Source organism: Gracilibacillus marinus (assembly GCF_042651725.1).
Lineage (GTDB): Bacteria > Bacillota > Bacilli > Bacillales > Amphibacillaceae > Gracilibacillus > Gracilibacillus marinus.
This window is the reverse complement of sequence record NZ_JBHSDV010000001.1, coordinates 1,527,693-1,551,122: the sequence shown is the minus strand read 5'-3', so window position 1 is coordinate 1,551,122 and position 23,430 is coordinate 1,527,693. Positions and strand designations below refer to the sequence as shown.

Below are 23,430 nucleotides of genomic sequence, written 5' to 3'. Positions count from 1 at the left end.
AAATGTAATATGAAAGGTATGATAATATGAGTAAAAGTGAACAACAATATTTAAATTTATGTAATAAGGTGTTACTAGAAGGTTCTGAACGTGATGATCGAACGAATACAGGAACAATCTCCATATTTGGCCATCAAATGAGGTTTGATTTACAAGAAGGATTCCCATTATTAACAACAAAAAAAGTCCCATTCCATTTAATTGTTAGCGAATTACTATGGTTTATTAAAGGAGATACCAATATTCGTTTCTTATTAGAAAATAATAACCATATTTGGAACGAATGGGCATTCAAGAAATGGGTTGAAAGTGAATCGTATCAGGGTCCTGATATGACTGATTTTGGTAATAGAATTTTAGTCGATGAAGAATTTAAAGAAGTATACATAAAGGAAATGAATACATTTGTTGATGCTGTGCTTCATGATGATGCATTCGCAAAGAAATACGGAGACTTAGGATCTGTATATGGTTCTCAGTGGCGTCAATGGAAAACATCTAATGGTCAAACAATTGATCAATTAAAAGATGTGATTCATGCAATTAAGACAAACCCAAGTTCTAGAAGACATATTGTAACAGCGTGGAATCCTGAGGACGTGCCAAGTAATATGGCATTACCTCCATGTCATACCATGTTTCAATTTTATGTTTCTGATGGTAAGTTAAGCTGTCAATTATATCAACGTAGCGGGGATATATTTCTTGGTGTGCCATTTAACATTGCTAGTTATGCATTGCTTACTTGTTTAATTGCAAAAGAATGTGGCCTTCAACCTGGAGAGTTTGTTCATACATTGGGTGATGCCCATATTTATAAGAACCATATCGACCAAGTGAAATTACAATTAGAAAGAGAACCGAAAGCATTACCTAAATTAATATTAAGAGATTTCGATTCCATATTTGATGTTGGAATGGATGACATTCAATTAGATCATTACGAGCCACACCCACCAATCAAAGCACCAATAGCTGTGTAGAAGGAGTGAAACAGTATGTTGTCATTAATATTTGCAATGGATCAAAATCGAGTAATCGGCAAGGACAATCAATTACCATGGCATTTACCTAACGATTTGAAATTTTTTAAAGAAAAAACGATACATCACAAGATAATTATGGGACGTAAAACATATGAATCGATGGGTGGTGCATTACCAAAAAGAGAGAATATCGTGCTTACAAGAGACGCCCAGTTTGCAAATGATGATTGTAAAGTTATTCATGATATCGATTCAATCCACCAATTACAACAGGAGAATCCAGAAGAAGAGATATTTATAATAGGTGGCGTAGAGATATTTAAGCAAGTTTTATCTTTTGCTGATCGAATTTATATGACTAAGATACATGCAGAATTTGATGGTGACACATTTTTCCCACTTTTAAATGAAGATGAATGGATGATTACATCTAAAACAGATGGAATGGTAGATGAGAAAAATAAATATCCTCACACATTTATTCAATTAGAAAGAAAAAACTGTTAAAAATCGAAAATCAACAAGACAAGTTGATAGAAAAGTGATACTATAATGGAGACAGATTGATAAATAAAGGTGGTAGTATTCTATGTTATCAGGAATAGGAATTCCAGGATTAATATTAATTCTAATTATTGCATTAGTAATCTTCGGACCGAAAAAATTACCTGAGATTGGTAAAGCAACAGGAGAAACGCTAAGAGAATTCAAGAAATCTGCAAGAGATTTAACTGATGAAGATGTAGATAAGCAACAACCATAATGTAATTGTAAATGAAGGTGGAATAAATATGTTATCAAATATTGGGTTTCCAGGATTAATTCTAATTTTAATTATTGCTCTTGTTATTTTTGGACCTTCTAAACTGCCGGAAATTGGTAAGGCTGTAGGTACTTCATTAAAAGAATTTAAAAAAGCAACAAAAGACATTATGAGTGATGATAATGATGAGCAAAAGAAACCTTAAAGGTGTAAAAGAATCCCTTTTACATCTTTTTTCACGTTAATTTTTAGTAGCTTGTAAATGAAGGAGAATCGCATATGAAAGAGAAAGAAGCGAAAAAACAACATAGCGAGAAAGAAATGGGTTATTTAGATCATTTTGCAGAATTAAGGAACCGTTTGTTACTTACAGCAGTTGTTTTCATACTGTTTTTCATATTAGGTCTTTATTTTGTTAATGATATACGCGATTTCTTCTTAAAGCATATTGATATTACGTTAAATTTAATCTCTCCAGAAGAAATTATTTGGATCATATTTACGATTGCCTTTATTGTTGCGATTACTGGTACCTTACCTTTTTTCTGTGTGCAATTATGGCTATTTGTTAAACCAGGATTAACTCCAAAAGAACGTCGTGTTTCTGCAAGTTATATACCAGTCATTTTCATATTGTTTATAACCGGATTGTCATTTGGTTATGTCATTTTTATAAAACTCATTTTACCATTTGTTTTATCTTTAAATGATGGTATGTTTGATACAATGTTTACAGTAGAAAACTACTTCCGCTTTATATTTAGAGTTACACTTCCTTTTGCAATATTTTTTGAAGTGCCTGTAATTACAATGTTCTTAACTAGTCTAGGAATGGTTACACCTAGTTTTTTAATAAAAACGCGTAAATATGCTTATTTTATTTTAATTATTATTGGTACAATGATTTCGCCACCTGATTTTATTTTACAAATTGTTGTCGCTATTCCGTTAATTATTTTATATGAAATAAGTATATCACTGTCAAAAATAGTGTATCGCAAACGAAAATTAAAACATAATCAATTCATGGAAGAGTCAAATTAGAAAGGGATTTGGAATATGAAATCTTTTCATCAATATATGATGCGATATCGTGGAAATAAACATGTGAATAACGAAAAAAAGTTAGCAGAGTGGATGTTTCATGACCATGATTTTCCGAAATATTCTACTGATTATGATGAGATTAGTAGTTATTTAGAGTGGAATATCCCTTTTTCAGAAGCGATTAGCACATTCGACAAGTGCTTTGAACAATATTTAGAAGATAATTGACCATGAGTAGAACATTCACTCATGGTTTTTATTATTTCTAAAAACGAACATACGTTCATAACTCGATAGACAAGCATTTTTTCTACCTGTATAATAGAATGGAAAGAAAAGATAGTGAGGATGAGAAAAGTGAAAATATTACATACTGCAGATTGGCATTTAGGCAAAATAGTACATGGAGTTCATATGACAGAAGACCAACAATATATTTTAGACCAATTAATAGAAATAATAAAAAAAGAAAAACCAGACTGTATTATTATAGCTGGAGACTTATATGATCGATCTGTTCCTCCAAAAGAAGCGGTAGAATTATTAAATCATACATTAACAGAAATTTGTACAAAACTGAATATACCAACTCTTGCAATTGCAGGTAATCATGACAGTCCAGATCGATTAGGATTTGGAGCATCCTTATTTCGTTCTCAGCAATTATATTTACATACAACCATAGAACAGGCTTTTGATCCAATCATTCTTTCTGATGAGTATGGAGAAATCCATTTTTACTTACTTCCATATTTAGAACCTAGCAATGTTAGAGACTATTTTCAGGATGATGATATCCTAACTCATCAGCATGCGATGACTAGAATTATCGAACAAATAAAGCAAAGTTGGAATCCATTAGTCAGAAACATCTTAGTAGGTCATGCATTTGTTGCTGGAGGACTTGAGTCAGAATCCGAAGAACGTTTAACGATGATTGGTGGTAGTCCATATGTGGATGCTAATTTATTTCAAGACTTTGATTATGTTGCGTTAGGACATCTCCATCAACAGCAAAAAATATATCGAGATACAGTAAGATATAGCGGTTCTGTATTAAAATATTCCTTCTCAGAAGCAAATCACAAAAAATCCATCACATTTGTACAAATCAATGGCAAGAATGATTGCATAATAGCTAGACATGAACTAAAACCAATACGAGATTTAAAAGTCGTAAAAGGATATTTTCAAGAATTGATAGAGGAGAAAATTCTCACTAGTACAAAAGATTATTTGCATATTGAGTTATTAGATGATGGGGAGATTTTAGACCCTGTTTCTAAGCTAAGAACCATCTTTCCGAACATACTGAGGTTGAATAGAAGCAATCATATGTTAGGTCAAACAATCAAAGATCGAGAATCTATTCAGAAAAGACAAGAAATGAATCATGAACAATTATTTGAGTTGTTCTATGAAGAGATAAAAGGTGAACAAATACCAGAACAAAGAAAAAAATATGTGCACAATGTCATTGAAGAGTTACTATTGGATGAGAGGAAGAATTAATAATGAGAGTTATATCATTAAGTTTGAGTGCGTTTGGTCCATATCGAAAAAAACAAATCATCCACTTTGATCAAATTAATGCTGAGTCTATTTTTTTAATTTCTGGGCCAACAGGAGCAGGAAAAACAACGATATTTGATGCGATTTGTTATAGCATCTATGGAAAAGCAAGTGGGACAGATAGAGACCAAGACACATTGAGAAGCCATTTTGCTGAAAGAGAAGAACAGACAGTTGTAGAGTTGGTATTTGCCCTTCATCAACACGAATATAAAGTGGTACGATCACCTAAACAATGGAAAGCTAAACTAAAAGGAGAGGGCTTTACAGAAGAACCAGCAAGTGCAACGTTATATAGAAAACATAATGATCAATGGGAATTGTTAGAGGCCAAAATAAAAGATGTGAATGAAACATTGCAATCTTTAATTGGCTTAGATTATGAGCAATTTCGCAAAATGATTATGATACCACAAGGTGAATTTCGTAGATTGATTTCTGAAAACAGTAAAGAACGTGAGGAAATTTTACAAAAGATATTTCGTACATATTTTTATGCAAATATGACGGAAAAGATAAAAGAAGATGCGAATGATCTAAAACAAACAATTCAACAAATTGAATGGAAATTAGAACAAGAAAAAGCACAAATTATCGGAGATTCCATTGAACTATCTTCTGATGTCCCTGTCATGGAGCAATTACATCATGCTTATTTAGAATTTGTTTCTAAATTAGATTCACTAAGAAACGAAAAAGAAGTCCAGAGAAAGAAACTAAACACACTACAAGAAGAACGTTATGTGAAAAAACAATTAGTTGAAAAGTTTAATGAATTAGAACTTGCTACTCAGAACAAAGATATATTATTAAACAAGGAACCAGAGATGAATCAGAAGAAAGAGAGCTTATCTTTAGCGAAGAAAGCGGAGATTATAAAGCCATATGAAACGCAATGGAAGCGACGTAACTTGGAGACGGCAGACCAAAAAAAAGAAAGTGAAAGGTTAAAAATTAAACTTTCTAGTATGGAAGAAAAATTCCGTTCCATCAAAGCTCAATATGATTTATTAGTGAAAGAAGAAGAGATTCGTGAGAAAATGCGACACGATATTCATGAACAAGAACAGTTACTTGAAAAAGTAATGATAATGGAAGAATTAATTCGTAAAAGAGATAGTCGCGAAACAAAGACCAAACAAATTAAACAAACATTGCAGCAATTAAATGGTGAATTGCAAACATTACAACATACGAAAGATTTACAATATCAATTTAACGAGCAATTGAACAAATTAAAAAACAAAAAACAACAAGCAGAATTCAACCATACTAATTTTAACCGAGAGATAAACGTATGCAATGATATTCTTAATGAAGAAGAGGAAAGATCCAAACTTCGAAAAGAATACATGCAAACAAAGAAACTATTAGATGATCACAAAGAACTTGTAAATCGTGCGAATAAAGCATATGAAAAAATAGAGAATAGTTATTTTGATAACCTTGCTTCTGAATTAAGAAGTACACTCACTGCAGGTCAACCATGTCCTGTCTGTGGTTCTATTGAGCATTCCTTAAATAATGTAGAAACACACGAATTAGCGGCAGAATGGAACTTAAAGGAAGAGAAGTTAAAGGTTACAAAGATGGAAAACGAGAATACACAAATGGAACGCAAGTTATACGCTATTCGAGAAAAAGGTGAAGCAAAGAAAGAACTACTAACAAGACTTTACGATGCCTTAACAGAAAAAGAAACGCAATGGAATGTAGATAGTATCTCGTCTCTAAAAAAAGAACTGATTGAAAAAGTGAAGAAAGAAAAAGCAGTATTAAATGATACAAACTACAAAATAGAAGAATTAAATAAAAAACTTCAAGATATCCATATAATTGAGAATAAAATGGGAGCAAATAAAGAAAAAATGTCCTTACTAGAGAAAGATTATGAAAGGTATATAGAGGAATTTCAACAGTCAAAAGCAAAAATTGCAACAATTGAAGAACAAATGCCGAAAGAGTTTACTAACTTAGGACAATTTCGTGCTGAACTAAATAAATTGACAGAATCTTACAAAAAGAAAATAGATGAGTGGAATACCATTAAAGAATCAACAGAAAAGCTAAAGGAAGAGAGAAATAAAATAGATACTCAATGGCAACAAAGTATTCATTTTGAAAAGCAATTAGTTGAAAGAGAAAATATGGAGTATGAAGCATTACTCCAAATGTTAAAAAAATATGGGTTTGATTCAATGAAATCTTACCAGCAGTCTCTATTACCTGAAGCTAGAATACAATTATTAGAAAATACGATTAAGGAGTTTGATGAAAAAAAACATGTCGTTTTAGAGACAATAGAAACATTACATCATTATTTAGAGGATAAAACAAAACCTAATCTATCTAGCTTAGACAATGAAATAGAAGTAACAAATGAAGTGTTCACAAGTCTGACTCAAAAAGAACAAGTATTCGTTATCAAAATGGAGCAAATTGAAAAATACAAACAATCGATTAGTCATTTAGAGAAAGAATTGAAAGAAAAAGAAGAGGAGTATTATCATATTGGTGAAATTGCTAAATTAGTAAAAGGGGATAATAGTCAGCGATTATCTTTTGAACGTTTTGTATTGTCAACTTTTTTAGATGAAATACTATTACAAGCAAATATCCGATTAGATAAAATGACAGACCATCGTTTTCAATTAATCAGAAGTACAGAAATTGCAAGAAGAGGAGCTCAAAGCGGATTAGACTTAGAAGTATTAGACCATTATACAGGCAGAAGACGTTCTGTAAAAACTCTTTCTGGTGGAGAAGGATTTAAAGCTGCATTAAGTTTAGCATTGGGTATGGCTGATATCATTCAATCCCATGCAGGTGGGGTGCAATTAGATACTTTATTTATTGATGAAGGTTTTGGGACATTAGATGAAGTTTCTCTTGAACAAGCAATCCAATGTTTAAAAGATTTACAACAAGGACATCGAATTATTGGCGTCATTTCTCATGTTCCTCAATTGAAGGAAGAAATTAAGACTCAATTAATCGTGACAAGTACAAATGAAGGTTCATTCGCATCATTTCATACATTATAATAAGGTGCAGGAAATAAGAGAATTTGTCTAGATTTGCGCTTGCCTGGGAAATATTTTATTGCCTATACAAATACAGGCAGCTTTCATATATTAATAAAGAACTATATGAGAGGATGAGATCATTTGAATATGTTTCGTCAACCGAATCAGTCACCATATCCTATGCATCGCCAATTACCAATGCAACAAAACCAGATGATGAATCATTTTAATAGAGGATTTATGCCAAATCAAGCACCACAAGCTACACGAGGTATACAGGGGATTTTACAAAAAATTATACCTGCGAATACGGCACCATCATCAATAGGAAATGTCGCTGGTGGGGGTTCCAAATTAATGGGAACATTAAACAATGTCCAACAAGTATTAAAAGTAGCACAACAGGCAACTCCTCTTATTAAAGAGTATGGACCAATGATAAAAAACGCTCCTAAATTAATTAACATGATGAAAGCATTTAGTGAACTAAACAATGAGGATACTACAGAATTGGAAAGTGAAAACACTGAGAAAACCACCTCACAAACGGATGAATTATCTATAGAAGTTGAATCTAACAAAAAGAATGCAAATAAAATCAAAAAAAGTGGTCCTAAACTATACATCTGAACAAATCACTTTTAACCACTCAACAAGTAATTTGCTTGTTGAGTGGCTATTTTTTTTGAACACGTTTTAAATCTGTTAAGGTATTTAGAAGCAGTGATAACATTTTTTTCGATTTTTTTAATTAGTAGGTTGAACTATTGATTATGTATCAACTAAATCAGACTACTTGATTTTTATAGAAGAAAAGCGCAAAATAATAGTACATATATAGAAGGAGGCTGAAAAATGGGTACGAATAATTATGAAAGAGCCATCTTTGCTGGGGGTTGTTTCTGGTGTATGGTGGAGCCATTTGATCAACAACCAGGTGTTATTCAAGTAGTGTCAGGTTACACAGGTGGTACGACAGAAAATCCAACTTATGAAGAAGTTTGCACGAATACGACCGGTCACAAAGAAGCTGTTGAAATCACTTATGATCCTTCCATTATGTCCTATGAAAAGTTACTAGAATATTATTGGCAACAAATTGACCCAACAGATGATGGGGGACAATTCCATGACCGTGGAGATTCCTATAAGACAGCTATATATTATACAAATGAAAATCAAAAGGCAATGGCGGAAAAATCTAGAGAGATACTTCAACATAGTAAGAAGTTTAACAATCCTATTGTTACAGAGATTGTACCTGCAAAGACATTTTATCCGGCAGAAGAAAAACATCAAGATTATTATAAAAAACAGAACTTTCACTACCAGATGTACAAGAAAGGATCTGGACGCGCATCATTTATCAAAAAGCATTGGACAAAGCAATATTCTAAGTCTGAGTTAAAAAAGAAATTAACGCCTATTCAGTATCATGTTACACAAGAGAATGGCACCGAACGACCGTTTGATAATGAATATTGGAATCATTTTCAAGATGGCATTTATGTAGATATTGTGAGCGGCAAACCATTGTTCTCTTCAACAGACCAATATGATGCAGGGTGTGGTTGGCCAAGCTTCACTAAACCGATCAATCATCATTCATTAAAAGAAAATCTTGACACATCACATGGTATGAGACGTATTGAAGTCAGAAGTGAAGATGCAGATTCACATTTAGGACATGTATTTGATGATGGTCCATTAGATAAAGGTGGCGTGAGGTATTGTATCAATTCAGCTGCATTACGATTTATTCCTAAAGAAAATTTTAAAAAAGAAGGATTGGAACAATATCTAGTTTTATTTGATGAAAAATAAAGCAATGACGTTTTTAAATGGATATACAATAATATTATTATGTAAACTAAAGATGGCTTGTATAAATTCTAAATCGTGATATGATTGATTCATAGAGAAAGGGGAGTTACAATGATTCATCGAAATTGGGAATCGAATGATACGATAAAAGTAATTGAATGTGTTCATACAAACGCTAAGAAATACAAAGTGAACGATGTGTTAACAGCTGGGAAGGAATACGATGTTAAAAATGAAACAGATGAATTTTATTTCATTATAGATAATACGAATAGAATTGCTGGATTTAGAAAAGAATATTTCGTCGAGTTGTAAAGTGTATGTTTAATTCTCACATAAAATGGGAATATTTAATTAAATAGTAGGAATTTAGCTATGCTACACCTAGGAGCTGATAAATGTGAAAAGATTATTATTCATTCGTCATTGTCATGCAGAAGGTCAACACAAAGATTCGCCGCTATCAAAAAGAGGCAATAAACAAGCATTTGAATTATCGAACACGATAGGCAATTTAAGTTTTACTGTTGATCGAATTATTTCTAGTCCTTATTTACGTGCAAAGGATTCAATAAAACCATTTGCAGACCGCGCAAATTTAAAGATTGAAACAGACACACGTTTAGAAGAAAGAATGTTAAGCAATGAACCAATTGATGATTGGATAGACATACTAGAACAATCTTTTCATAATTATCTATTTAAACTTCCTGGTGGAGAGTCTTCACAGGAAGCATTAAATCGTGCTAATTCTGTGATAAATGAATGTTTAAATGATGCAAATTATCAAAATATAGTTATCGTAACACATGGGAATTTATTAGCATTAATGTTACAAAGATTTCAAGTGGAGTTTGGTTTTCATGAGTGGAAATCACTTACAAATCCAGATATGTATTTAGTTCAAAAAATTGGTGGAGAATTTCTAGTCGAAAGAATTTGGGACAAAAATGTCTAATTCATTTGATTTATAGTCTAAATGAGCTATAATTATAATCGAGCTTTTTTGTTTTATGTGTTAATGTATTAGTAACTATACATGACATGAATAGATTTTATAGAAGGAGGGGACAGTCTTGGCTTTTGTAATAACATCACCTTGTGAACAAGAAAAAGCAGGAGAATGCGTAGAAGTTTGTCCTGTTGACTGTATAGAAGAGGGAAAAGATATGTTCTATATCGATCCAGATATTTGTATTGATTGTGGAGCATGTGAAGCAGTATGCCCTGTAGAGGCGATTTATATGGAAGATGAAGTACCTGATGAAGAACATGAGTACATAGCGTTAAATCGTAAATTTTTTGAAGATAAATAATCTATTACCACTATTTAATGCTAGTAAAGTGAATATCAAAAGAAGAGCTGCTATTATAGTAGCTCTTTTTTTGATATCTATATGACCACTATACATCTTTCAATAAATAATCGAGAAGCTCTTATCTTCAATAGTCTTATCAATGTCAGAAATCTCAACATTAGTAACTTTTGCAAACCAAAAAGGCCCCTTATGAATTTTCTTGATAAATAATGTAATGTCTTCTCCAGTACCTTGTGCGACAATCTCTACATTACCATCTTCTAAATTTTTAACTGTTCCGACTATATTGTACTTACTAGCTGTTTGTTGTGTAAAACTTCTAAAGCCTACTCCTTGCACCTTTCCAGAAACGATTAAATGTTTTGTCTCCATTACAAATCACCTTTTTTCTTTTTAGCTATGTTAAACAATAATTTAGCTATGTTAAACAATAATGTTGATTTTTAATATAAACGAGGGGACTTCAGTATTAAGGAGTTCCCTTATTAGTTCAATAATTTCTTTACATCGTTTGAAATGTAGTTTTTTAAGAATACCAGTTCATCTTTCTCAAAACTATAAGTATCTTTATCATTTGAATAACATTTAACCACTTTTTCAACGGTGTTTTTTATCTCTTTGGGAAGTGTAGATAACCCCCAGTTACCAGCTTCTTGCTTTGAAGAAATAACACCTTCTTTTAGGTACCAATAAACTCTAATCAAATTTAGCGTACAGTAAATTGGGTCTTCTTCGATATTTTCTAAACAATCCGTGAAATCACCCATTATTGATGATAGATAATCTGAGGATGGAACTAAAGAAAAAACTTCATCAATAGATTTACCATATACACAAACCCCTCTTTTATTAGTGATGGTAATATGAGCTGCTAAATCTGCATCGGTATTAACATCACCATTCAAAAATTTGTCTGTTCCACTTAATAAATCATTTGCATATCGTTCTCTCCAAAATTCACTATAATGAAAATCAAATGGGCAAGGATGCTGCCAGACCTTTAATTGTTCAGTATTCAGGAAACTAATTTCAACAGGAAATGGGGAACTAGAATGCATTAATAAGAGCTTTGCTAATTTCCTTTTAGTTTCAACTGTCATCGACTTGTTTGTAACGACCAATACATCAATATCACTACTGTTCGGATTAAATCCTCCCATTGCTAAGGAACCGTGGATATAGATACCAATTAAATCATCTTTGATTATTTCTGAAATCCTTTTTTGCAGGTTGAAAATAAAATCATTTGTATCGAATGAACTTGATTTCAAATTATAAACCATCTATTACTACCCCTTTTTTTCCTATCTCACCTTCGGTACATCGTTTGATTTTCATAATGAAAATTGTGATAAACGCAATTTATCATAGGTGACATCAATTGAAAACAGGCTACTTTCAACAATCATCTTACTAACAGTTGTGTCGTCATTTCGATGTTTGATTTGGTCGAGAAATTGAAACCAACTCAAATAATGGTCGAGGTATTTTGTAGCCACACCATTAAATCGATTTAACCAGCCTTTTAAACGACTGTGATAACTATTTACATTTTGAATATGATAAACACCACGGACCCGTTCCTTACCATCTGATTTAAATCTATAATGTTCAAGTCCTTTTTCTTTTGCGTAGGTCATAAATGCCCGCCAAGCATCAGTACAAAGAACATTGGAAGAGGAAAGTTTAGACCCAATAGCTTCTTCCAAACGAGTTTTTATAATCCGACCCTGACCAACTACTTTCGAGTATGTTACCTTCTGACGGTCTCTTGCAACAAGAACACAGACTTGTTCTTTGCTGATACCCCGTTGAGAAGACGAACCTCCACGTTTTCGAGCTTTTCGTCCTTCCACTTTACGTTTCCCTTTTTCCGAGTAGAGAAAATAAGTCTCGTCCATTTCCACAATACCTTCGAATTGGTCAAAATCCATCTTTTTAATGGCTGAAAGGAGCTTATGCCTCCAATAAAATAAAGTTACATAATGAACTTCTAAAAGCTCTGACGATTTACGCAGTGAATAGCCTTCTATCATACACTGAACGAACTCCAACCATTTGTGAGGAAGATGAGTACGATGAAGAGGCGTATTCGTCACATCAGTAAAAGTCTTTCCACAATCTTTGCAGCGGTATCGTTGTCGTTCCAATGTACGGCTACCCATTTTCACATTATACTTACCGAAACGAACGGAGTTATTGGAATGGCAATGAGAACAAGTAAATCCATCTTTATGCTTCCGCTCTGAAACCTCTTTAAAAACAGGTTCACTTGCGGAATAGGAAGCCAAAGATTTAGTAAAGAACTCTTTTAGTCGGTATTGGTCTCCCGTACTCAACTTTCTAATTTCTTCGATAATGTCCTTCAATGCCATCCTTGCCAACTCCATATCGTTTAATTTTACAAATTCATTATAGAACAAGGGTTCGTTATAATCAAATATCAACAGAGTTATTTAACATAGCTTTCTTTTTAGTATATCAAATGAATCCGATGTGTGAAATGAATCACTGCAAGAAGGATTAAAATCTACTATATTTTGTGGATAGAGATTTTAATTCAGATAGATACACGTGGCTAATAAAAAAACCAAGTAGTTCTAACATGAAGGAGAGTTTGTTTTGTCAATTGAATTAATTGCATATACCCGAAATGTAGAAGAAACATCGTTACTGATTCACGATGTAAATATTGATAGTGTTATTTGTGGTCACAGTATGTTTAGTTTAAGAACATTAGGTGACGTAGATTTAGACGAACTTATTGAAATTAGAAAATTAACAAATCAATACAACAAGAAATTATATGTTTCTGTTAATGCTATTTTTCACGAAGACATGCTAGATGAGTTAACAAGCTATATAAATAAATTAGATGCACTACAAGTTGATGCAATCATTTTTGGAGATCCAGGTGTTATGTCAATAGTGAAAGAACAACACATAAAGACGAAATTATTTTATCACCCAGAAACATTAGCTACTAATTATGAAACATTGCGTTTTTGGCAAGATATTGGTGTTGATAGGGTAGTTTTATCCAATGAATTATCTTTAGATGAGATCATAGAAATACAAAACAATTTAGCTATTCCTGTAGAAGTACAAGTCCAAGGAATGACATGTATTTTTCAATCAAAAAGACCACTTGTATCCAATTATTATCAATACACATCAATGAATAAAGAGGAAAAGAACGCTTATTTCATTAGACAAGCTAAGGAAGATGATACACATTATCCGATATTTGAAGATGTCAATGGAACTCATATTATGTCAACAAATGATATATGTATGTTAAAACACTTGCCACAACTATTTGATAATGGAATATGTAAAATAAGGGTCAACGGCTTTTTGAAAAGTATGGACTATAATGTGGAAATGGCTAAATGTTACAGGGAAGCAATAAATGTATACATGGAAGATTCGGATATATACGCTAGTCAAGTGACTCAATTAATGGAAAAGATCGAAGCAATGCAACCAAAGCAGAGAAAATTAGATACAGGTTTTTATTACAAAAAACAAATTTATTAATAATAAGGTGAGGATAAGAAGTGCAGACAGAATTATTAGCTCCAGCAGGTAATTTAGAAAAATTAAAATTTGCAATTCATTATGGTGCAGATGCAGTATATATTGGTGGGAAACAATTTGGATTACGCGCAAAAGCAGGTAATTTTTCATATGAAGACATGGTAGAAGGGGTTAATTTTGCGAAGAAATATCATGCAAAAGTTTATGTTGCTGCGAACATCATTGCACATAACGATGATTTAAAAGGTGCAGAAGACTTTTTTCGGACATTGTATGAAATAGGTATTCATGCTGTCATTATTGCAGATCCATCATTAATTCAACTATGCAAGAAGGCTGCTCCTAATTTAGAAATACACTTAAGTACACAAGCATCGATTACAAATTGGCGTGCAATTCAATTTTGGAAAGACTTAGGTATTTCTCGAGTTGTACTTGCAAGAGAAGTAAGTGTCGAAGAAATTAAATCAATCAAAGCACATGTTGACATTGAAATTGAGACATTTATTCATGGAGCCATGTGTATATCTTATTCTGGCAGGTGTGTATTAAGTAATCATATGACAGAAAGAGATGCCAATCGTGGTGGATGTGCACAGTCATGTAGATGGAAATATGATTTATTTGAAGAGACAAATGAAAATGAGTCGCAAATCATAACAGATGATGCAGCATTTACAATGAGTTCTAAAGATTTGTCTATGGTAGAACACGTACCAGATTTACTTAATTTAGGTGTAGAGAGCTTAAAAATTGAAGGACGAATGAAAAGTATTCATTATGTCGCAACAGTTGTAAATGTATACCGTAAAATTATTGATGAATATAAACAAAATCCTAATAACTATATACTACAACAAACGTGGATTGATGAAATTTGGAAAGCAGCACAAAGATCACTTACAACAGGTTTTTATTATCATACACCTTCAGACAAAGACCAGCTTTTTGGCAAGCCTGAACGTTTACCAAAGTATGATTTTGCAGGGCTGGTTTTGGATTATGATCCCCAAACGAAACTAGCAACAATCGAACAGCGAAATTATTTTAAAATAGGTGATGATATTGAGTTTTTCGGTCCAAAGATGCATCTTTTTAAACAAACAATAAAAGAAATTTATAGTATAGATGACGAGCCGTTGACTGAAGCGAGACACCCAATGATGAAGGTAAAAGTGAAAGTAGACCAACCTGTAAATACATATTATATGATGCGAAAGAGAAAATAGAGATAAATAATCCTTTCTGTTTTGGTGAATCTTATAAAGTAGCAATTACTATACAGAAAGGTTGTGTGTATCCATGACAAATACTATATGGTACGAAAATGTAGAGATAAAGTCTTTTGACCAGCTGAATAAAAACGAAAAAGCAACTGTTTGTGTTGTTGGGGCAGGTATTACAGGTATAACTACAGCATATTTATTGGCTAAACATGGCGTAAATGTTGTTGTTGTAGAGCGAAATCAAATTGGATCTGCTACAACAGGACATACTACAGCGAAAATCACCGCACAGCATGATTGTATATATCATGAATTGATTTCACATTTCGGTAAAGAACAAGCATTTCAATATTATAAGAGTCAAGAAGAAGCGTTAACGAAGATGGAAGCAATTATAAGTGGACATGAGATGGAATGCCATTTTGAGAAACAAGATGCATATTTATATACGAACGAAGATAAAAATCAAAAAAAATTAGAAAAAGAATTTGAGGCATATCAACAATTAAATATTAATGGCGAGGGACTTCTTGAATTGCCATTAGAACAAATCCCAATAAAGTATGGGTTAAAGATGAGAGAACAAGCACAATTTCATCCAATTCTTTACATAAAGGAACTCGTTGAAGCAATTATTCATCATGGTGGACGAATATATGAAAACACACCTGTTTATGACATTGATCATGCAGATCACCGAGTTGTAAGAGCTGTCAACCAACATACAGTAATTTGTGATTATGTCGTCATTGCAACACAATTTCCTTTTTATGAGGGTGAAGCATTTTATAGTGCTAGATTGCAGCCTAAGAGATCATATGTTACTGCATTTACATCAAATAAATCCTATCCTGGTGGTATGTACCTAGAAATAGATAAACCGAAGCGTTCTCTACGAACAATTCGCATGGATGATAAAGAAATATGGTTATATGGTGGAGAAAGTCATAAAACAGGGCAGTATAAGAATGAGGATTCTCCTTATGAGATTTTAAAGCGTGATGCAAAACAAACATTAAATGTGGATAAATGGATATATCAATGGTCTGCACAAGATTATGAAACACTAGATAAATTACCATATATCGGTCGACTCAATAAAAAGCATCCAGAGGTTTTTGTTGCAAGTGGATACAGAAAATGGGGAATGACAAATAGTATGGTTGCAGCTAGTTTAATTACAGACCTAATTATGGATCATAAGAATCCTTATGAGGAATTGTATCGACCGACAAGATTTCATGCAGATCCTGATATGAAACAATTCATCGCAAACAATTCAAATGTTGCAAAAGAGTTTATTAAAGGTAAGCTTGAAGGTAATTCAAATTCGATAGATCATTTAACAGAAAAAAGCGCAACAAAAATTAAACACAATGGTCAAACGGTCGGTGTGTACAAAGATGCATCAAAAAATGAACATGCAGTTGATACAACATGTACACATTTGGGTTGTGAATTAAATTGGAACAATAGTGAAAAAACTTGGGATTGTCCATGTCATGGATCCAGGTTTAGTTGCGAAGGTAATGTAATTGAAGGACCAGCTATCAAACCATTAAATAAAGTGGATCTAAAAAAATAAACTTCATCTCACTATCTCAAGTATACTTAACATTTGAGATAGTGAGATACTTCTGATTAATCACTTCGCATAATAAATATTATGTTAACTAGAATAAATGATTTAATAGTACAAACAAATTTAACACTAATACACGTATGCTCCCTATCATTGTTCTTACTTGACTCAATCTGTTCATATAATTTGAAATATTACTCTTCATCATAACTTTCTAACTTTCTATTGTTTCAAACGCACATTATTTTTTTGCTCATGTATGAATGTAATCTGTAATCACTCCTTTAAATTAAATTATACGTGTAAACATAAAATCTATTGGCTTATAACAATATATACAACACTATCAATTGTTTATTATGTAATAGATTTATTCTAGCAACTGCTCATTTATTCTCTTACCACTTTAGCTTTGAATCCTTGCAATACCATACAATTGAACTTCTTGAATCCAAAACAAAATAATATGTTGTGAAAGCGGTTTATATTAATTTGTAGTAATAATACTATTCTTCACACATAGGATAATAACAGTTCGTTTTTAATTGAATACTGTCTGATTTTTATTATTAGTGTGAGTCATTACCTCCACTACAGTACTTCAATCGATATTTTTCTATGTATGTGTTTCTATGTATGTGAAGGAGGAAACAATTAATGAAGAAAGAATGTGTAACAATGTTGTTAGCTGGAGGTGTTGGAAAAAGACTTGGTAAGTTAACAAGTAATATAGCCAAACCAGCCGTACCGTTTGGTGGAAAATATAGAATAATTGATTTTGCTTTAAGCAATTGTATGCAGTCGAACATGACTCCAGTAGGTGTTGTTACGCAATACCAAGCACATACAATTCATCAACATATTGGTTCAGGAAATGCTTGGGGCTTCGATCATTCCAAGAATAAGTTAACACTTCTCTCCCCTTTCACAAATGTAAATGGTGGAGAATGGTATGAAGGAACGGCTGATGCAATTACTAAAAATATAGATTATATTGATCAATTTCAACCAGAATATGTACTTATCTTATCAGGTGATCATATTTATCATATGGATTATAACAAATTAATCGCACATCATAAAAATATGCAAGCAGATGTTACCATTTCAGCGATTCATGTACCATGGGAAGACACCAGGAGATTTGGAATTATTCATAGAAATACTCAGTTTGAAATAACGGAATTTGAAGAAAAGCCAATGCATGCAAAAAGTAATTTAGCGTCAATGGGAATTTATGTGTTCAATTGGGATATATTGAAAGAATATTTGAATAAAGATAATGAAAATATCAAATCTAACCATGATTTTGGCAAGGATATTTTACCTAAGATGCTTCAACAAAATAAAAAACTTTATGTATTTCCTTTTCAAGGATACTGGAAAGATGTTGGAACAATAGAAAGTTACTGGGAAGCGCATATGGAATTATTAGACGGTGAATTTACTGAATTCAATCAGGATTCACATTTGTTTACACATACGCATAATCGTGTTTTTCCACCACATCAAATTATGGAAGGTGGCCATGTCATCAAATCGATTGTAAGTAATGGGTGTATGATTGCAGGAATTATCCAGAATTCCGTTTTATTTGAAAATGTACATGTAAATAAATATTCCACAATCTCGCAGTCTGTCATTCATCAAGGAGCGACAATTGGTCGTTATGTTGATTTAGAAAGAGTCATCATTCAAGAAAATGTTACTATTCCAGATTACACCACTATTAAAGTACCGATAACAGAAGAACCGCTTATTTTAACAAATGAATATATCTTAGCAGAACAAAAAGTCGGTGGTTTAAACATATGAGTAAAGTAATGGGGATTATTAATTTAATGACAGATAGAGATGATTTTTCATCGTTAACAAATGATCGATGTGTAGCTGCAATACCATTTGCTTCTAATTACCGTTTTATTGATTTTACATTAAACAATTTTATTCATTCAGAAATAAATGAAATTGCCATATTTACACATACTAAATCTCGCTCTTTACTGAATTACTTAGGCTCAGGTTTAGATTGGGGATTAAATACTTACAAGAAAGGACTATACATCCTCCCTTCTTCTCCTGATATAATACAACAAAGTGATATAGATTATTTTATTAAAAATTGGGATTGTATTGAAAAAAGTAATGCAGAACATCTATTAATTAGTGGTAGTACCTTTATTACTAATACCTCTTATCAATCAATGATGGAACAGCATATTAGCAACAATAATGATATGACGTTTCTTGTGACAAATGATACTCAAAAGCGTTCTAATTCTATCTCCGTTATGAGTGATGTAAATGGAAAAGTGAAAGAAATATCATATCATCATAATGGAGCTTTATTTACTGGAGTATATATGATAAAGAAAGAATGTTTGATTCAATTAATCAAGAAAGCAAAATTAACTAGTTGCAAACAATTAATCAATGTAATCATTACAGAATTTAAGCAATACAATACAGAATCATATGTATATGTAGATGAGTATTATTACATGGATTCATCAACACAGTATTATCATTGTAGCATGTTATTACTAAATAGAAATAATTATCAAAATTTAATGCGAAAATGTAAAATCATAAAGTCAAAAGAAAGCCATTATAGTCCAACGAAGTATGGGAAAAATGCTACAGTTTGCAATTCACTTGTAGGTAGTGGATGTCAGCTTTATGGTTCGATTGATCATAGCATTCTTTTTCAAGGGATCACTATCGAAAAAGGTGCAACAATTAAGAATTCTATTATTTTTGATCACTGTCTCATTAAATCTGGTGCATATATTGAAAATGCAATTGTTGATAAACATTCTTTTATTTCATCAAAAGAAACCATCATCGGTTCAATAAAATCACCAATCTTAATTGCAAAACAGACAAATAAACTGAGTAGTGTCATGTAACTTAACGTTCATATAAAAACAGACCTTTTGATTCAATAGGTCTGTTTTTTGTACTATCTATTCATGATTTGAAGCAAACCATTCAAATAGCATTTTTTCTTCATAAAAATCATCAGGGTATCTGGCAAAACCTAGATTATCTTCTTCATATAATTCACTAACTAATTCATGTAATGCTCCCATATATTGTGAATAAAGAAATTCATAACTAACGGGCTCTTTCGGCATTGTGGATGTGGCACATACAGCGGGATTTGCATAGTTCACATATGTTCTGCAAGGTAATGGTCTAATTTCATATGCTAGACATGAATTCGTAGAAGTATCTAACATTACACATGGAATATTTAATTTTTTGTAATTGTTTTTGAACTGTTCGTTATCTCTATCTAGATTGGATAATTCTACTAATTCATTTTTATATTTCTCTTTATATGAAAGAATATGTGATTTTATTTTGTTTTGTCTGGATTCAGGCATTGCACGAATAGATTCCTCCATACATTTCTTTTCGAGATGATTAATAATGATTGGATAATAGCAACAAAACGCACATCCCATTGCACAACTTGGTCTGACATCCATGAATTGTTCCATTGTGTTGATCTCATCGTTCACTTTATTTAATAATTCTTGATAACTTTTTATTAGTTTTGATTCAACAGAAATATCAGAATCTAATATTATATAAATGATATCAAAAAAATGAGTTTCATCTATTTCATACTCTTCACTTAATTTTTCGCACTTGCTTTTTATTTGTTCATAAGTTAAATAATTTTCCACGACGTATTTCTCCTTTAGTAGCTTCTTCCCTATTCATCTTAATTCAATTCTACACGAAAGACAATAAAAGAAGACAACAGTGTAAGTTGCCTTCTTTACATTAATCATCTTTTTTAATCATTTATACTCGCTAACTCTTTCATTTCATTATCAGTAATTGCCCTGTTAAAAATATGCAATTCATCCATCATTCCTTTAAATGGTGGGTCCCAATAATTCACACCAAGACCGTAACTACTCATTTCATCTAATACTTTAGGAAAATCTTTCCCATTGAAAGCATTCTCTCCATTAAGGTATACACGTATGTCACTATTCTCAACAACTACTCCAATATGTGACCATTCTCCTACCGGAATTGTTTGACCAATTGGTGCATCATACCATGTCGCACTTCCAGACCACACCATTGTTTCCCCATTCGCTGCACCTTGAGGAACTAAACTAATCCAACTATTCTCATTTTTTGCAGCAAAGAAAGTTGGCGTGTGTTGGGTCAATTCTTCAGGATGTAACCATATAGAAATCGAATAAGAATCGGATTGAATTAAACTAGAAGGAAGACGAATACCTGACGCCCCATTGAAATATGCTGCTTTGCCTAGTACCCCTTCTTCATACGTAATCTCACCATTACTATTATTCAAACGATCTCCAGTAATAGATCCTGCATTTGCTTGGTCATTTGTTTCATATAAGTTATCATCAAATGCATACGTATATTGTTCAATCACTTTATCTGACTCGTCTTTTGCTTTCACAATTACTTCAAATTCCTTATTTATCGACTTCTCTCCTTTAGAGATAACTGCAGTAATCTGAATCGTACGATCTTCATTTTGTCTATTAACTTTCCCATTTACGGAGATGATTGATTCATCAGAACTCTTCCATTCAATTTTACTATTATTTACCCCTATTTTAGGTAAGGTGATATCATCTTTCACACTCTCTAATTGACCAATGTTCAAGGCTTTTTCCACTTTTGCTACAACATCTTCATCTGATAATGCGGCAACTTTACTACCCCAAATGGTGACACCTTTGTTTGATAATGCGGTAAATGCCAGAACATATTGATTCGATTTAGGATCCCACTGTTTGACTACAACACCATCATATTCAATATTTTTCGCTGTAATTTTTATACGATAATCATCATAACGTTCCCATGTTCCTTTTATTTCACCACTAACAGTGTGATCTTCATGTAATGTTATGAACGAGGAATGTTTTAGTATGTTGCTATTATCTTTTTCGTGATTGATATATTGATAATCCCCAATAACTTCATCGTCAGATACTTTAGTTAATTTTTCACCAGTATAGCGGTATGGAGCAAATATTGGCCAATCTTCTTCATTGAAGTAGATAGGATGAATCCTTAGTTCAAACATTTCACCCGTGTCTGGGAATCTAGTATGGAATACAACAAATTGTTCATTTGTATCAGAATCAACGAAGACAGAATTATGTCCTGGTGACATGTAACCATATCCGCTACCCATACCTTCTTCTCCTACTTTACGATCAAACAAGAAATGTCCCATCATTTTGTTTCCAAATGGTGCATTATCTGTATTATTTGGTAATACGGCAGGCTTTCCATCCGCATCGACATACGGTCCATTTGGATTCTCAGATCGGAATACTCGCATATTGTATTCACCATCTGCACCTAACCAACCATATGTTACATATAAATAGTAGTACTCTCTCTCCTTGTCATAAACAACATAAGGTCCCTCTCCTGATTTACCATAACCCCCAGAAATATGTGTTCCAAAATATCGATCAATAAAACGGCCGTCTTCTGTTAAACCATCTTCATTTGGATAAATAGGTTGACCAGTTTCTTTATTCATTTCTAATAAGTAAATGCCACCAGACCATGATCCATATACCATCCACAGTTTGTCATTTTCATCGTAGAACAAATTAGCGTCAATCGCATTTGGATATTGCTGATTATTATAAGACCCATCACTATTAAACCAAGCATCACTTTTTCCGCTTACTTTGCCCTCTTCAATTAATTGTGTTAAATGTGTATTTGTCCATTCTTTGTTCACATCACTATTTTCATCATATGCTTCGTTCTCAGTAAAACCAGAATACATAATCGTGTCTTTGTAAGTATAAGGACCTTCAATATTTTTAGATACTGCATAACCTATCGCTGACCTAATATATGTTGAAGAAGCACTGTAATAAATCATATACGCCCCTTGTGTACCATCTTCATTTGCATAATCAGCATTCCAAAAAATATCAGGAGCCCATACACTAAATCCTCCAGCACTATCTGCGTCATCTTCCCCTGCCCATTCAAATGAACCCGCTAAATTTTCTGATAAATTACCATACAATGCATTATCTACAGACTGATAGCCATTCGTGAATGTTTCCCAATTCATTAAATCAGTTGATTTAGCTGCTTCAATATGTGTACCAAAAACATAGTATGTATCTTCATCTTTAATAATGGACGGATCGTGTATGGCTACATTTGAAAAACTTGGTTTCTTCTCACTTGTCAAATCATCCGTCGCATCTGACTGATTCCCATCTGCTACTTTTTCCTCACTATCACGTAATCCAATATATAGAATACCGCTTATTAGTAATAGTGCAATAACGAATAAACTCCATTTTGTTTTATTATCCATAATACCCTCCTATAAAATCGCTTACACCTAAACATATACGAATATGAAAGTGCTATCACTTTAAGAATACAAGAATAAGTTTTAAAAAACAATAGTGTAACAATAAATTGTACGTATAAGATTATAAATATTATTACGGACAAGTTCAACATTTGTTCAATATACATATATTGCTCTATTT

At 32.4% G+C, this 23,430-nt stretch carries 23 protein-coding genes; 18 read left to right on the top strand and 5 right to left on the bottom strand.

The annotated features are described in order from the left end of the window. Positions 1 to 26 precede the first annotated feature (26 nt). The 13 genes from ACFOZ1_RS07275 (at position 27) to ACFOZ1_RS07215 (ending at position 10,534) form a co-directional block, all read left to right on the top strand. Positions 27 to 983 (top strand): thymidylate synthase, encoded by a 957-nt coding sequence (locus ACFOZ1_RS07275; protein WP_390197699.1) that lies wholly within the window; start codon positions 27 to 29, stop codon positions 981 to 983. A gap of 15 nt (positions 984 to 998) precedes the next feature. Further along, positions 999 to 1,493 (top strand): dihydrofolate reductase, encoded by a 495-nt coding sequence (locus tag ACFOZ1_RS07270; RefSeq protein ID WP_390197697.1) that lies wholly within the window; start codon positions 999 to 1,001, stop codon positions 1,491 to 1,493. An 82-nt stretch (positions 1,494 to 1,575) separates the two neighbouring features. Beyond that, a complete protein-coding gene (gene tatA, locus ACFOZ1_RS07265; protein ID WP_390197694.1) occupies positions 1,576 to 1,749 on the top strand; it encodes a twin-arginine translocase TatA/TatE family subunit in 174 nt (57 codons plus the stop codon). A 28-nt stretch (positions 1,750 to 1,777) separates the two neighbouring features. Beyond that, entirely contained in the window at positions 1,778 to 1,954 is a 177-nt protein-coding gene (locus ACFOZ1_RS07260) for a twin-arginine translocase TatA/TatE family subunit (protein WP_390197692.1), read from the top strand. 74 nt (positions 1,955 to 2,028) lie between these two features. Then, on the top strand, positions 2,029 to 2,793 hold the full coding sequence (gene tatC, locus ACFOZ1_RS07255) for a twin-arginine translocase subunit TatC (protein ID WP_390197689.1): 765 nt from the start codon (positions 2,029 to 2,031) through the stop codon (positions 2,791 to 2,793). 15 nt (positions 2,794 to 2,808) lie between these two features. Then, positions 2,809 to 3,024 (top strand): YozE family protein, encoded by a 216-nt coding sequence (locus ACFOZ1_RS07250; protein ID WP_390197687.1) that lies wholly within the window; start codon positions 2,809 to 2,811, stop codon positions 3,022 to 3,024. Between the two features lie 129 nt (positions 3,025 to 3,153). After that, entirely contained in the window at positions 3,154 to 4,308 is a 1,155-nt protein-coding gene (locus ACFOZ1_RS07245; protein ID WP_390197684.1) for an exonuclease SbcCD subunit D, read from the top strand. Positions 4,309 to 4,310: 2 nt separating this feature from the next. Then, the gene (locus tag ACFOZ1_RS07240) at positions 4,311 to 7,412 is read left to right on the top strand and encodes an SbcC/MukB-like Walker B domain-containing protein (RefSeq protein ID WP_390197681.1); all 3,102 of its coding nucleotides are present in this window, start codon (positions 4,311 to 4,313) and stop codon (positions 7,410 to 7,412) included. A 129-nt stretch (positions 7,413 to 7,541) separates the two neighbouring features. After that, positions 7,542 to 8,024, top strand: coding sequence for a VrrA/YqfQ family protein (vrrA, locus tag ACFOZ1_RS07235; protein WP_390198111.1), 483 nt, complete (start codon positions 7,542 to 7,544; stop codon positions 8,022 to 8,024). 225 nt (positions 8,025 to 8,249) lie between these two features. After that, complete coding sequence (msrB, locus tag ACFOZ1_RS07230; RefSeq protein WP_390197679.1) at positions 8,250 to 9,218, top strand: peptide-methionine (R)-S-oxide reductase MsrB; 969 nt, start codon at positions 8,250 to 8,252, stop codon at positions 9,216 to 9,218. A gap of 111 nt (positions 9,219 to 9,329) precedes the next feature. Further along, positions 9,330 to 9,533 (top strand): DUF6501 family protein, encoded by a 204-nt coding sequence (locus ACFOZ1_RS07225; protein WP_390197676.1) that lies wholly within the window; start codon positions 9,330 to 9,332, stop codon positions 9,531 to 9,533. An 85-nt stretch (positions 9,534 to 9,618) separates the two neighbouring features. After that, a complete protein-coding gene (locus ACFOZ1_RS07220; protein ID WP_390197673.1) occupies positions 9,619 to 10,176 on the top strand; it encodes a histidine phosphatase family protein in 558 nt (185 codons plus the stop codon). Positions 10,177 to 10,294: 118 nt separating this feature from the next. After that, positions 10,295 to 10,534, top strand: coding sequence for an indolepyruvate ferredoxin oxidoreductase subunit alpha (locus ACFOZ1_RS07215; protein WP_390197670.1), 240 nt, complete (start codon positions 10,295 to 10,297; stop codon positions 10,532 to 10,534). Between the two features lie 99 nt (positions 10,535 to 10,633). On the opposite strand, the gene ACFOZ1_RS07210 is transcribed toward ACFOZ1_RS07215, so the two are convergent. From ACFOZ1_RS07210 to ACFOZ1_RS07200, 3 genes are all read right to left on the bottom strand, one after another. Next, positions 10,634 to 10,909 (bottom strand): acylphosphatase, encoded by a 276-nt coding sequence (locus ACFOZ1_RS07210; RefSeq protein ID WP_390197667.1) that lies wholly within the window; start codon positions 10,907 to 10,909, stop codon positions 10,634 to 10,636. 113 nt (positions 10,910 to 11,022) lie between these two features. After that, entirely contained in the window at positions 11,023 to 11,820 is a 798-nt protein-coding gene (locus ACFOZ1_RS07205) for an aminoglycoside adenylyltransferase domain-containing protein (protein ID WP_390197665.1), read from the bottom strand. Between the two features lie 51 nt (positions 11,821 to 11,871). Beyond that, positions 11,872 to 12,912 carry an IS1595 family transposase gene (locus ACFOZ1_RS07200; protein WP_098794757.1) on the bottom strand — a complete coding sequence of 347 codons (1,041 nt, stop codon included), beginning with the start codon at positions 12,910 to 12,912 and terminating at the stop codon, positions 11,872 to 11,874. A 247-nt stretch (positions 12,913 to 13,159) separates the two neighbouring features. On the opposite strand from ACFOZ1_RS07200, the gene ACFOZ1_RS07195 reads away from it, so the two are divergent. The 5 genes from ACFOZ1_RS07195 (at position 13,160) to glgD (ending at position 19,794) form a co-directional block, all read left to right on the top strand. Beyond that, on the top strand, positions 13,160 to 14,077 hold the full coding sequence (locus ACFOZ1_RS07195) for a peptidase U32 family protein (RefSeq protein ID WP_390197662.1): 918 nt from the start codon (positions 13,160 to 13,162) through the stop codon (positions 14,075 to 14,077). Positions 14,078 to 14,097: 20 nt separating this feature from the next. Then, entirely contained in the window at positions 14,098 to 15,306 is a 1,209-nt protein-coding gene (locus ACFOZ1_RS07190) for a peptidase U32 family protein (RefSeq protein ID WP_390197659.1), read from the top strand. Positions 15,307 to 15,379: 73 nt separating this feature from the next. Continuing rightward, positions 15,380 to 16,888 carry an FAD-dependent oxidoreductase gene (locus ACFOZ1_RS07185; RefSeq protein WP_390197657.1) on the top strand — a complete coding sequence of 503 codons (1,509 nt, stop codon included), beginning with the start codon at positions 15,380 to 15,382 and terminating at the stop codon, positions 16,886 to 16,888. Between the two features lie 654 nt (positions 16,889 to 17,542). Continuing rightward, positions 17,543 to 18,700: a glucose-1-phosphate adenylyltransferase gene (locus ACFOZ1_RS07180; protein ID WP_390197654.1), complete on the top strand. Its 1,158-nt coding sequence runs from the start codon at positions 17,543 to 17,545 to the stop codon at positions 18,698 to 18,700. Continuing rightward, positions 18,697 to 19,794, top strand: coding sequence for a glucose-1-phosphate adenylyltransferase subunit GlgD (gene glgD / locus ACFOZ1_RS07175; RefSeq protein WP_390197651.1), 1,098 nt, complete (start codon positions 18,697 to 18,699; stop codon positions 19,792 to 19,794). The genes ACFOZ1_RS07180 and glgD overlap by 4 nt, the downstream gene beginning before the upstream one ends. 57 nt (positions 19,795 to 19,851) lie before the next feature. On the opposite strand, the gene ACFOZ1_RS07170 is transcribed toward glgD, so the two are convergent. After that, positions 19,852 to 20,580 carry a YkgJ family cysteine cluster protein gene (locus ACFOZ1_RS07170; protein ID WP_390197649.1) on the bottom strand — a complete coding sequence of 243 codons (729 nt, stop codon included), beginning with the start codon at positions 20,578 to 20,580 and terminating at the stop codon, positions 19,852 to 19,854. Between the two features lie 113 nt (positions 20,581 to 20,693). Further along, complete coding sequence (locus ACFOZ1_RS07165) at positions 20,694 to 23,249, bottom strand: lipocalin-like domain-containing protein (protein WP_390197646.1); 2,556 nt, start codon at positions 23,247 to 23,249, stop codon at positions 20,694 to 20,696. Positions 23,250 to 23,430: the final 181 nt, after the last annotated feature.